The 13,359-nt window shown below is 34.0% G+C and carries 9 protein-coding genes; 3 read left to right on the plus strand and 6 right to left on the minus strand.

Features of this window, described 5'->3' with window-relative positions; genetic code table 11:
• Positions 1-116 precede the first annotated feature (116 nt).
• Positions 117-3,512: an SIR2 family protein gene (locus L1266_RS20945; protein WP_235378297.1), complete on the minus strand. Its 3,396-nt coding sequence runs from the start codon at positions 3,510-3,512 to the stop codon at positions 117-119.
• Positions 3,513-3,986: 474 nt separating this feature from the next.
• A complete protein-coding gene (locus L1266_RS20950) occupies positions 3,987-5,174 on the minus strand; it encodes a hypothetical protein (RefSeq protein WP_235378289.1) in 1,188 nt (395 codons plus the stop codon).
• A gap of 201 nt (positions 5,175-5,375) precedes the next feature.
• On the opposite strand from L1266_RS20950, the gene L1266_RS20955 reads away from it, so the two are divergent.
• The gene (locus L1266_RS20955) at positions 5,376-5,948 is read left to right on the plus strand and encodes a hypothetical protein (RefSeq protein WP_235378290.1); all 573 of its coding nucleotides are present in this window, start codon (positions 5,376-5,378) and stop codon (positions 5,946-5,948) included.
• Between the two features lie 24 nt (positions 5,949-5,972).
• On the opposite strand, the gene L1266_RS20960 is transcribed toward L1266_RS20955, so the two are convergent.
• The 4 genes from L1266_RS20960 to L1266_RS20975 all read right to left on the minus strand — a co-directional run bounded on the left by L1266_RS20960 (position 5,973) and on the right by L1266_RS20975 (position 10,680).
• Positions 5,973-6,866: a hypothetical protein gene (locus L1266_RS20960; protein WP_235378291.1), complete on the minus strand. Its 894-nt coding sequence runs from the start codon at positions 6,864-6,866 to the stop codon at positions 5,973-5,975.
• 185 nt (positions 6,867-7,051) lie between these two features.
• Positions 7,052-9,046: an AAA family ATPase gene (locus L1266_RS20965; RefSeq protein ID WP_235378292.1), complete on the minus strand. Its 1,995-nt coding sequence runs from the start codon at positions 9,044-9,046 to the stop codon at positions 7,052-7,054.
• 10 nt (positions 9,047-9,056) lie between these two features.
• A complete protein-coding gene (locus L1266_RS20970; protein WP_235378293.1) occupies positions 9,057-9,950 on the minus strand; it encodes a tyrosine-type recombinase/integrase in 894 nt (297 codons plus the stop codon).
• A gap of 91 nt (positions 9,951-10,041) precedes the next feature.
• Positions 10,042-10,680, minus strand: a complete 639-nt coding sequence (locus L1266_RS20975; RefSeq protein WP_235378294.1) for a response regulator transcription factor — start codon at positions 10,678-10,680, stop codon at positions 10,042-10,044.
• Between the two features lie 144 nt (positions 10,681-10,824).
• On the opposite strand from L1266_RS20975, the gene L1266_RS20980 reads away from it, so the two are divergent.
• Both L1266_RS20980 and L1266_RS20985 read left to right on the plus strand, forming a co-directional pair.
• Positions 10,825-11,370, plus strand: coding sequence for a hypothetical protein (locus tag L1266_RS20980; protein WP_235378295.1), 546 nt, complete (start codon positions 10,825-10,827; stop codon positions 11,368-11,370).
• Between the two features lie 17 nt (positions 11,371-11,387).
• The gene (locus tag L1266_RS20985; RefSeq protein ID WP_235378296.1) at positions 11,388-13,049 is read left to right on the plus strand and encodes a histidine kinase; all 1,662 of its coding nucleotides are present in this window, start codon (positions 11,388-11,390) and stop codon (positions 13,047-13,049) included.
• Positions 13,050-13,359: the final 310 nt, after the last annotated feature.

The raw sequence follows: 13,359 nt of genomic DNA on the forward strand, positions 1-13,359 counted from the left end.
TACAATCGCCAACTGGTTGAAGCGATGATCAAAGTGAAGGCGCTAAATAAGATCAACACCCTTGGTCTGCCTAAATATCAGTAAGTTAAGTGAGTTTATTAGAGAGCTGCATTTGATCAACAAGGCCGCTCATTGCTTCTTTTTGCTTTGATAATATTAAACTCAACAAAATCACCTTTACTTAAATTAGAAAAATTATATTTCAGTAATTTAGTAACATGTAAAAAGTAATTTTTATTTCCTGACTTTATGAAAGCAATACCCTTTTCGTAATTTACAAAATAAATAACTCCCTCATAACGGGCACTATCTAAGAATGATTCATCTCGGTCTTTCTGATCTAGTTTCGATTGCGACTCTATATTTATTACTTTCTTTAATGTTCTATGTTTATTACGTTCAAAATTAGTAACAATATTAGATTTAATTTCAGTAATAATTATCGGCTCACCGGGAGATAAGGTTTTTGATTCGTAGTCAGAGCGTAATTTGATCATGGTCCCATTTAAAAGAAAAGCAAGTATAAAATCTTTCTCCTGCTCAGAGTAAGCTATGGTTGCAGGGTAAGTATTATGTGCTATTTCTGTACAATTACCTAATATGTTAAACCTTTTAAATTGATTATTTGAAAGCCTTACAATAGGATCACCAATCAATAGTAAACTACTAGGGAATGTATCACACCAAGAATTAGGTGTAATTGAAATGGTAACTTTATTAACTCCCTTCAAAATCAATTCACCATCGCGGCTAAAACCTTCTAGAAAGAATAATTTACTACCATCTTGATGCGGCGATATTATAGCATTTAAAGCACTTTCAATGTAATTCAATTCCTCAGCCTCTTTTTGACTTTGGAATGAGCTTTTCAATATTGATACCCTCAATAATACCTCATTAAAATAAGTTTTAACTCTTTTAAATTTCAGCTTTATTCTTATACTTCTAGGAAATAGAAAGTAACTCTTTAATAGGTCTTTACATAACCTAATAAATTTACTTGGCTCAGCATTCTCTAATTCTCTTTTATATGTTTGTAGTAATAAATCACAAATTCTAGTTAATGTATTAAAGTCTATCTCAATATCTGAGTTTAAAACCTTCTCTATCTCCAGTCTAGAATTTCCAAACTCCCCTTTAAAAAGTATTGCTCGACACATCTCAAAACATATGTCTTGTGACTTAGAGTCAAGAGTGAAAGCTTTTTCTAATAAAGGCAAAAACTCGCTATTTGCCCCATTACCTTTTCCCATCAAGAACTTAGCGTAATGATATAAATATGGAGCCGCTTTATCTCCCCCTCTTGAGTAACCAGTCTTGTATAGAGTTTTGGCGGTATAGCCTTGCTCTTGCAATAAGCGAACTTCCGCGTGAACTCTAAAGACTTCATAATAATCCGGTGAATTATTCTTAGCTTCATCAACTTTTTTTAACAAACTTTCAATTGATGTTTTAGCCATACTATTGAGAACATCTTTCAATATTACAGCAGCCACAATATTAGAGTCACTTACCCCTGTCAGTGATTTGAAATCATAAGGTTTATTTATCTCATCTGACAAAAAGTTATCTAACCGTCCTTTTAAAATATTTTCTTTTTTAGAAATATCTTGTACAAAACTCTCATCAAGTGGAAGAATCTCATTTAGATAACTTTGCACTCTAGTTTTTATTCTTATTTTATATTTATTTACATCTGACTCTCTGTTAATCAAGCTTTGTTTATAAAGCTCATCTAAGATGTAATCCTCTATGTTAGAATATGGTTCATTAGTGAAGTAGCAAAGCTTAGAATATGAAAAAAGTTCTCCGTTAAACCTTAATACATCTAGTATTTTCTTTCCTACATTAGACAGTGCATTGTAGATATTACTTATACAATAACCGAGCACCTCAGTACTATGTAATCTATACAACTTACTTGGTTCGACACCATTGTATACCCCTAATACAAACCATTTAATAGCTAATGGGTTTTTATGTAGCTTGCTAACTAACTGCCCTGTATCAATAGATAGTAATTCACCTTTACTACCAGTTGTTAAATACTTTAGGTATTTATCGCCAATAGACTTAGCGTCCTCTTTGGATAGCTCGCATGGGTCATACTTGAGTCCTTTGTCCACAGACCTTCTGGATGTTATAAGTACTTTACAACTTTTAGGTATGCGGTTTAAAAAATCATCAAGTCCAGGCTCACTTATTGTTTCCAAATTATCCAATACTATCAAACTCTTATCTTTAACAACTTCAATCAACTCATTGTTATCTGCAATATTAGCTTTATTATAAAATGCTCCAATTTCATTTCTCATATCAGAAAATGTGGATATAGCACCTTGTATAGATTGAGCACCATCAACTGTTAATTGCTCAGTTTTTGCCGATACCCAGCATATATTATTGAATATTAGATCATTATCAGAAATCAATAAATTAGCAATGTATCTCGCCATTGCTGATTTACCAACGCCTCCTTCCCCCTGGATTGTAAAAATAAAATCTCTTGAAGTGATAATTTTATCTTTTATTTCGGCGCACTGAACCTCTCTTTCTATACCAATAAAGCCTGTATCTAAATACTCTTCCTCTGGTAGGTTATTTTTTATAATAGGCAACAATTGCTTTCTTTTAGATGGCTCAAAATCAGGTTTTACATCAGTCAAAGCATTTAGTAAATTAAGGAAACTCTCACCATAATTATCAACAATTAATGGCTTAATATTTTTCAAAATCTCTTTTTTCTTATTTGCTTCGCTATCTCTACAAACAATATAATATGACGGTATTTGCCCCTCGTTATTTTCTGATGCTTCTTTGATTGTATCTATTACGAATTTGTCATCTAAGCTGAAACCAATAAAGAGAAAAGAGTATTGTTCTGATATTCGCTTTAAGAGATGCTTTGATTTATTAAAATCACCCTCTGACTTTTTAGAAAGGTATAAGCGATTATAATCATTAGAACAAAGAATTAATGAGTCAACTTCATCAACATGGCCATGGATATGCCATATTGCACTTGTTTCGAGCTCACCATTGATAAGGTCTGTAACTTCAGCTGTATTTTTTTGGGTCCATGTTTTAACGTCATATGAAGAAAATGTTTCAAAGAGACCATCGTAATTGGTTGAAATAAAAAGCGGAGTATTTATGTTAGAAATTGATTTAAGGTGTGAAATTGATTCTTCACTAATTTTGTTTTTATTTACAGAAAAGGATGTTCTGAGGAAGCGCCTCCAAACTTCTCCTGATATATTACTTTTGATATCCTTGACCATCTGAAGAAGCATTGAAGTTTCAAAGGCACCTATCGCATATTTGAGCGCATTGCCTTTTTTTTCTTCACCTTGCTCAACAGCTAGTTCAGCTATATTATGTAATAAGCCGCTCCATGATGGAAAAAGCTTTTCACCACTCAAACTAGTAGCATTTAGCGAAACTCCTGCTCCTAAAAAAACCACTATTTTATCTTGCTTTAACTTATCCACTAATTCTTGTGGTAGTATCATCACATCATTCCCTTAACACAAACTTAATACCAAGCTTTTATGTGGGCACAAATAGAAAAATCAAGGTCTTAAGCCTTCTCTTTTATTTAAATGCTAGCTCTAAGTATAAATTATATATACAAAACATACACCTGTGTCGATAACCTCCCCCAGCTTTAACTAAATAATTCTCTGAAATTAATATGTTTTAATTAAGCCACTATAAATTATAAAACTTCTAAACAAACATATTTGATATATATGAATGCATATTTAATAAGCTAACCAGTAAGTCACAGCTTTATAAGCGCGGAGTGGTTTTTCTCCGCCCAAAAAGCAAAAAGCCCACAGTTTTCACTGTGGGCTTTCTTTAATTTGGTGAGTCAGCCAGTAAGTTTCAAGGCTGAAAACACAATTACAAAATAAAACAATACGTTAAGAAGAACTACTTTTACATTAAGTGCCACTTTGGCACACCTTTTGGCACAATTCCAGTTAGGCACTAGGCTTCATTAGAAGCTTTTTAAGCTCCTTTAACTCTTTCAGTGCATTAGCAACTAACTTATCCCAAAAATCTTGCATTTCAATTTTAGCTAGATTTCTGGCAAGCCTTCTTTTATCAGAATCGTTTTCTAATGTTGCTCTTAGCCCTACTACACCAAACTCTTTTAGAGTATTGACTTCATATGCTTTTATATAAGAGTTCTTACAAAAATCATAAATTTTTAGCTTGTTGATTTTATCAACAGTTGTACATAAATTTTTTAAATGAATTCTTTCTTCATCTAGTGTTGGTCTCTTAAATTGAACTTCAAACCTTGTCATAGGATCACTAGTAATAATTGATTGCTCTAATGACTTATTATAGGCTTGGAATCTAAAATCACTTCCCCCTACAATTTTAGTTTCTGGATTACCAAAACAATCAAAGTAACTAGTAAATTTAGAAGAGCCACTAACATTAATAATTAAATCTGCAATTTTCCACCCTCTTTTATCCACAGCAAAATCAACCCGTGATATTAAAGAGTCACCAACAATCTCAGAATAACAAGAACCAACAACCTGCTTTAATTCATAAAATATAGAATTAACAAAGCTATCACTTGTGACACTTGGATTCCAAGTAAATTTAAAACAGTTATTTTTTTTGTTAAATGGTGAATACTGAATTTTAAAACTTTGCCCTTTATTTACAAGCCTCTTTCTATAATAACGACATCTAACATTATTTTTACCTACTCTTTCCAATAATCCTTTTGAAGTCACCCTTTTGGTAAATTTTTTACGAATCTCCCGCCCAACATTTAAAGTTAAAGAAAATTTATCTAAGTGACCATCACTTTCTTTCAACCTGCATTTTTCATTACTTAATTCATTAAAACTATTTTTTGCAACCAGTAATACTTTTGAACTTTTAAATGAATTTTCATTTTTAAGTAACTTATAGCTATCAACCCCCATAACCAAAAGATCTAACTTTGAATATGAATAGCCATATTTAGAAATAAAAGAGTCGAGTTGAAGTTCTTCTATTTCTAATTCTTGCAAAGATTTAATACAAACGACAACATCATCTTTAACTGCCTTATGTACTAGTTTTAAAGCTAAAGAGTGAGCCTGCAATTGATCATGTCCATCTATGCTGATGTTATTACACTCTGAATTTATTGATTTTTTCATTCCAACAGTCCTATTTAATTTCTTGGACCCTTTGTTTACAGTTTCAAATTAGTAAGCTGAAATTCATTGCGAAAGTTCATTTCAAACATTATTTGACAGAAGACCGTTCCGGAACTAAAGTGTACAAACCACCATTCCGGAACGAATAAACAGAAGAACCGTTCCGGAACAATCAATTATAATAAAGAATAGGGGTTAACTTTGAGCAGAAGAAAAATAGAAATCTGGGAGTGGTATTTGGCATGCGATGAGATAATAAACAAAGAAATACCTGAAGAATTAAAGCTTAAAATAATAAACTTCAGTGAGCAAAAATCAAATCAAAACAAAAAGAAAAAGAAAAAAATAAACAACCTAATAGATGAAATAATAAAGACAAAGGAATATTCAGACGAATTCAAAGAAATAAAAGAAGAGCTAGAAAAAGAAACATCAACACTAATAAAAACAATGGAAAACTGCAAAAAATACACTAACAAAATTGAAGATAAAGTTTGGAACGACTTTCTTTCAAGAATTAGAAAGTTAAAATTCAATAGAAAAAGAATAACAATAACAATTGATAGAGAAAAATATAATGAATTAATTGAACTTATAGATTTTAATGAAGATGATGAAATATCAAAAAGTCACGATGAAATATTTAATATGTTAATTAATAAAATAAAAGAAAGTAATAAGCCGACTACTGTAGTCAAAAACAAACTAAAAAGAGGAAAGGTAACTATTTCCAGACGAGCCCCTTCAAACAAGGAGCCCAGAAAAAACAGCTAAAAAAAACCTATATTAATTCAGAGCTTATTTTATTAACTCATTTGGACATTTAAAAACACCAATTGTTGTAGGATCTTCACAGAGTATTTCAATTTTCAAGTCTATGACCGCTTTCAACTTAGAAAACCAGACAATATCGTCATTAGTCGGAACATTACCACCTGAAACTATCAGTAATTTATCAGCATCCTTCTTTGCTAATGGATGCAATTTATAGCGAAGAAGTTGACCAATTGCTTGTTCAATGTTTTCTCTCACAGAGCTTGTGTATTTTAGTTCAGCTATGATGTCGAAACCATTATGATTGTATGTAACATCTCTTCGAAAAAGACCATCTCTATCTTGGCTTTTAGCATCAATATCATGCTCTTTCTTTAGCCAGTTAACAAACCGCCTTTCCATCGCGGCTTCATTCAACATAATATTTTTGAAAGATGAGGCCTTTTCTTGAATACGTAGCGCTTCCTCGTCTGTATTAGAAGGAGAGTCATAACTATTAGGTTTAGTAAAATCAATAAAGTTAAATTTATCTAAAATAAGATCTGTAACGCATGTCAATTGCTTAAGAGACGCATCCTGAAAGTCGCTAGTAACGTCTAGAATTTTGTCATCTAAATTAAATGTCAAAACACTACCGTAACTACTCTTTAATTCCTCTACAAACTGAACAATCTGCTCAGCCGCTTCTAAAGGAGCAAATCTAACTCTTATATTGGGACTTGTTTGTGGCGTTATTGAAATCCTTCCTTCCTTCATGTTAGTACCCAATACAACTTTTACAGGCGAGTCTCTTCTCCAACTTACTGACTTACCGGAATAGTACTTTAAAAAATGGTGTAAAATAGTTTGAGACGGTTTTATGTGACTTTCATTTTCTTTAAACCATATGCTAGCTTTCTCAGTAGTTGTATAACTCATTTTTAATAATCCTTGATATTAACTCATTCAATAATCTGTTTTTACATACTATCTTTCTAGACTCAAAAACTAGAAATTTCTATTTTAAAACAACTTTGACACATAGCACCAACAACCGTAAACCTTTAATATTAAATTGAAAAAACAATACTAAAGCTATTACAACAGTACAGTACTGTATTTATTTAAAATCCAATCCTTCTAGACACAGTGCCTTTCATCTTTTGTTCCTCATTGAGGCATTCTAATACACCAGTTATTGAGAGTAATTTATTGCTAAAACGCATTTTTCTGGCGATCACACTAAAGTCACCAGGTGTTAAACGATTTAACTCTGTAAGCATTTTTGTGCTACTAGGCGGGAGTGACTTTTCACCTGTTAGTTTTAAAAGCATTTGCTTCACTTGCTGCTCGGTTAAGTAATCCAGTTCAAGCTTGAAATCACAGCGCCTTAGCAAAGCTTTATCTAACTTACCTTTGAAGTTAGTGGCAGCAAAAAATGGAAATTCAAACATCTCAAGATTACATAAAAGTTGGTTAACTGATTGAATTTCCCAGTTGCTTTTAGCGCTCTCTCGACTTGCAAACAAGCTATCAGCTTCATCTATAAAAATGGCTGCTTCTTGCTCGGTCGCTTTTACAAATAACTCTTTAATATTTTGCTCGCTTTCACCAACCCACTTACTCAAGATATCTGAGGCTTGAACACTAATTAGATCAAACCCAGCTTCTTCACAGACATGATTTACGAACGCAGTTTTGCCAGTCCCTGCAGGGCCAAAAAGTAAAGTTCTTGCGCCATGATAGCTTTCTATAGCATTTACAATATCGTTCATTGTTGAAAATGACCCCTTAAGGTTTATATTGGCATGCTCAAATTTAAGCTCAGGCTTATAACGTAGCTCGTTTGTATCGATTCCTGATGCAGATAGCACACCATCAAAATAAGCGCTTATAAACTCTTCTGCTTTATTTTTTGAGTAATTACATAATTTAGCACCATGAGCAGCTTTGCTTATATTTGCAAGACTCAAATGCTTATTTGAAATTGCTCTAGCTAAAAAGTCTTTTGATACACTCAAAGGACTAAAGGATTCAGAAACGTGCTTGGTACGTTTATCTGCTGACATTGCTGGCACTTCTAAAACATAGTCGAAGCGTCTTATGCAGCTAAGAGGGAGCGTCTCAATGTGGTTTGTAATCCATATTGTTGCTGAATTACTGTTATCTATTAATGAGTTGAGTAACTCTTTAGACTCAGTAAACCCCATAATATCGACTTCAAATAAGTCTTCACATTCATCAACGAGTAAAACACCATCTCTGCGATTACCCATAAGCTTTCTGCCAATAAGAAGGTTTTGAATACGGGTTGATGGGCTGGATTTATTAGCAAGAAACTTTGGTCTAGCTTTATCATTAGTGCTGCAACTGGAGCTTACCCCCATAAGCACAAGGTTTAAGCTTTCACAAAGTGCTTTGGCCAACTCTGTTTTACCGGTGCCTACTGCTCCATGCAAAAGAATATTCACTGGTGTTCCATTAGAAGCTTTCCATCCACTTAATAACTTTTTTAAGTGCTCGGTTTCTATATGTTCAAAGTTAGATAGCCTATAGCTAGCTGGCTCCATTGAATTTAAAAATAAGCTAATTGCTTTTTTTGAATCATAGTTATCACTTGTCAGAAGGTAACTAGCTAAGCCTAATGGGATTGCTGGTAACTCATAATCTAAGTCATCGCTATTTCCTAAGCCAAGAGAGTTTAATTCATCAATACACTCATGAAAATCGGCTTCTTCTAAATCACATAGAGTTGCCAACACTTCATGGTAATTGTATGAAGACTTAACTATGAAATCTTCAATAAACTCAAAGAATCTCGGCTTAATTGAACTCATGATTGTCAGCTCAAACAGACGCTTAATCTTTTTATTTAAACCAATACTCCTTAAGAAATAGCTACAATTTAAGCCAAATCTTGGGTAATTTTCGATGCAAGAAAGATCGCTCAGTAAATCATATAGTTCATCTATATCTAAGGGTGCATTTTTCTTCGTCGTATAAGATATTTGCTGGATTTCTCTTGGTGAAAACATATCGAATACCTCTTCATCAAAGAAGCCGTGTTCAATAAGTTTAAGTACATAACGACAAGTGAGGCTTTTTGTATCAATTTTCATATTAAACCCCTCACACATCATGGCTTAATGTATTAACAGCTTTTTTAAGGCTTTCAATGCCACGCTTATCGTAGATCTGCGTAGTCGTTATGCTCTTGTGACCAGCAAGCTTACTCACAGTAGAAATATCAACTCCATTATCTAATAGAGATGTTATATAAGTTCTTCTGAGATCATGGGGTGTTATTTTTTTACCTAATGTCTGGATTGCTCTGGTTGTAACAATATCGTAGATACTGGCAACTGAGAGCGGCTTTTGAATTAAGGGCTGGCTGTTAATCTGTTTACAAAATAAAAAGCCAGGTTTATTGCCTCGTAATGAAACCCAATCAGAAAGGTGGCTTACAACCCATAGAGGTAAATATTGAGTTCTGGTTCTATTGCCTTTACCTTTTTGAATTACTAGTTGAGCATCTTGCAATGAAATGTCTGATAGTCTCAATCTATGTATTTCAGAACGTCTCAACCCAGCTCCCGACATTGTCGCTATTAATGCGATATTTCGAACCTCATGAGCAGAGCAATTTTGTTTAGTCAGACAATGTTTTAGCTCTGACATCGACAGTGCTTTACCCTTAACGCTTGGCTCAATGTGAGGAAGCTTTAAAGCACTAAATTTATCGAGGGCATGCTGATCAACTTGTCCCATTAGCAATGCTGTTTTAGTCACAGCTCTGATTGCTTGAAATGTTAGATGAATAGTACGAGCTGATTTATCTTGTTCGACTAACACTTGCCTTAAAAAAGAAAGCTGGTCGTAGCCGAGAGCATGTATTTGATATTTTTCTAAAGCAGCATCAGCAGATAAAATTTTAATCGCAGCATTAAGCACTGATTTGACAGATCTACGGCCTGAAGGAGCAAGGTTACTTAAGTAACATTCTGTAGGGGTTAATGTAGTCATTGAGCTATACCTTTGAAGTAAGTTTAAGCTCGGTATATATGACTAACTAGTTAAAACCAGTATGGTTTTTGACATTTAATGACGTTTGAAACTACCCTATGTCATCAATAAGAATTACTCCTTGTTCAAGAGCCAGTTTAGTAATTTGAATTTGCGAAGTTAAGTTCAGTTTGCTCATAATGCTGGCACGATGAACATGAGCCGTTTTAGGCATTATATCAATCACTTGTGAAACTTGTTTCGCATTAAAGCCCTGTGCAAGTAGCTTAAAAACCTCTAATTCTCTTGGTGTCAGTTTGTTTAATACACTGTCAGTTTTTTGAGGTTTTAAGAAATGCGTGTTAATTGAAGGGCTTAAAAATAGTTGATTTTTAAAGACAGAATGTATTGCTGTTATTAACTCTTCAGCTGCATCTCGTTTCGATAGATAAGCATCAACACCTATGTCTAACGCTCTTTGAATATAAGACTTTTCCTCATACATACTCAAAATTATACGCTTAGCACTTGGAAGCTTTTTGCCAATTAGTTGAGAAACTTCTAACCCATTTCTATCTGGCAGCGAAATATCGATGACGAAGCAATCTATATCAATATCACCTAAGTTTTGTAGACACTCACTGTAACTACTTGCTTCAAAGCTAACTTGCCAATCAGGCTCTTCTTCTTCGATGAGAGCCTTAAAACCTTCCCTTACCATTTGGTGATCGTCAATAAGCGCAAATTTCATAACAACTCCATGTACTGATTAATCCGATTATAACGCGGGAGTAGCGCACTAAGGTAAGAAAAATTCTTATAAGACTAAGAAAAGTGGAAATAATTTTATTGTTTATCTCCTTGTAAGCTTACCCAAAATGACAAGGAAATAGCCATGAAAAAAATAGCAGGGGAAACAAGCCACTTTCAAAACATCACTGTATTACTACATTACATTGGTGAGTCAAATTATCGTATTGAATGGACAAGTAAGATGACAAAAGGGTCTACTAACCTAGTCAAAACAGGTAAAAATAAATATGTAGTCATGCGTAAATGGCCAGAATCAAAAGCCTTAGCTAATGTTACGGCTAACTTCACTTCACGAAATGCCGCGTTTGTTCATTTCATCAAAAATGTAGACATAATTAAAAGTAACGATGAGACCATCAATAATGCAAAACAGCAATGTTTAGATTATTTTACTCAGTGCGAGCATATCAAGCCGGTAACCAAAACAGCTTTCCCTAAACCACGCTTGCAAGGAGCTTTAGGTCGTGAAGTGATTGTAAAACATAAGCGTAATATGTCAGATATTGCTAAAGGGCATTTATTACAACTCATTGGAAATAAAGCTGAAATTCAAGTTACACAACGTTATACTTTGTGTAACCCTAGCGCCAAACAACAGTTTGATACGACGCAAGTTTATATATTATAAAAAGGTTATGCTTACTCATGGATAGAGTCTTCAACAAAAATTACTTTGTTCCGCTAGCTCTCAAGTTGAAGAGCCCCCAGCGCAGTGACATAGTAAAGTTTGTATTGTTTTCGTGCTTAATAGTTTTAATTGCGCCAGTTATCGAAAATAGTCTTTATTTATTTTCCTTTAACTATGTTGTGTACGAGGACTTTGTTAGTTGGTACTTTCCGGTTGGCTTCAGAGTAGTTTGTTATCTGTTTTTTCCTCTACGATATTGGCCTGCACTGACAGTAGGCTTTACATTAGGGCAGATCAGTTATGTCTGGTACTACTATAACGTGCCAATGAATGATTTAGCATATAGATTACTACGAGCTGCAACCCGTGAATATATGATACTTACTCCACTGATACTCGCTAAGCTATTCAAAGTTCGATTAGATATTCAAACTGTTAAAAGTGCTGTTACAGTATTATTTATTGCAATTTCATATCGCTTTATACGATCAATGCTCATTATCTTACCGAGTGATAGCCAAAATAAGTACCGGCTTATTGCTGATGAAAATCGCTTTGAAATGATGTTAGCTCATCAGCTTGGCGGTATCATAACGACACTTATCATGTTGCTTTTCGCGTTTCATGCTAAAACAATTTACCAGCAATTAAATAAACTCATAACTAAAGAGGTTAGCACTCTCTTAGTGCAGCTGTGTTTTTGCCTCACTGTTTTCATCGGGGTTTACCTGTTTGAACCTAAATCACTCTATCTCTTGCGAATGCTCGCTATATTTCCGTTGATATGGTTTAGCTATCGATACGGGGCCTTAGGGGCTCTGAGCTATGCAAGTGTAACTGTTATATCCTTACTCATTAATGTCTATGGTGTGAATGAAACTGAGTTACTCCTGACTACGCAACTTTACATAATAAGTTACAGCGTTCTGGCTCTTTTGCTCAGTGCATTTGTTACTGAATTAAATGAGTCTAAATCCGCATTATTAGAGCAAAATAAAGAATTAATTGAACTTAGTACGTTAACTCAAAACTTAGCTACTAAAGTTGTTAATGTTCAAGAATCTGAGCGAAGCCAGCTTTCACAAGAATTACATGATGATATAGGTCAAAACCTGACAGCTTTAAAAACAAATATTGCAATATTAGAAAAGAAAACAGCCAACCATAACGAGTTAGCATCGACAATTACAAGACTTCAAAACGTTTCAAGCCATATGTATGACTCGGTATACAGGTTAATGCACTGGCTGAGACCTCGTCTATTAGACGAATTAGGTTTAGAAGCTGCATTAAAAAGCGAGTTATTCTCTGAGCACCTAAATGAAGCTGGAATCGCTTATCAATGCAAAATAAGTGGACCGATAGATAGCTTAAATGATGATTTTAAAATCGCCATCTTCCGCATATGCCAAGAAGCATCCACAAATGCAGTTAAGCACTCTCTAGCCACTGAGTTTTCAATCGATATTACTTACCAAGAAAATGAACTTGAGATAATTATTTGTGACAACGGTATGGGGCTACATGAGCAAGAACATACACATCCTAAAAGTGGCTTTGGTGTTACAGGTATAATTGAGAGAGTAACATTGTTAAATGGTAAATGCTTATTTTTAAATAAAAATAATCACGGTCTTTGTATAGAAATACGGTTTTATCTAGCGGAACAATGCATATAGCTGCATCAATTTCGATAAGAAATATTCCTATATTTACTTTCAGCAACTAATACTAATATGCAAGTCATTCAGCAAATGGATCTACAAGAATAAGCCCATCTTATGATGGCACATGGCGTTGTTTCCTAAAAGTTTGAACTATCTTGCCAGCCTGTGATCAGATCATCTATATCCTACTAGCCTGTGCAACAACAATGAGCAAAATCACAAACTGGTCTCACTATAATCAAGCCCTCGTTAACCGCGGTAATATTCGCTTCTGGTTTGACGAAAAAGCAACGCGTCATTGGTATAACGAATGTACTCACGG

Origin of the sequence: Pseudoalteromonas sp. Cn5-37 (assembly GCF_021532495.1) — a bacterium.
Classification (GTDB): Bacteria; Pseudomonadota; Gammaproteobacteria; order Enterobacterales; family Alteromonadaceae; genus Pseudoalteromonas; species Pseudoalteromonas simplex.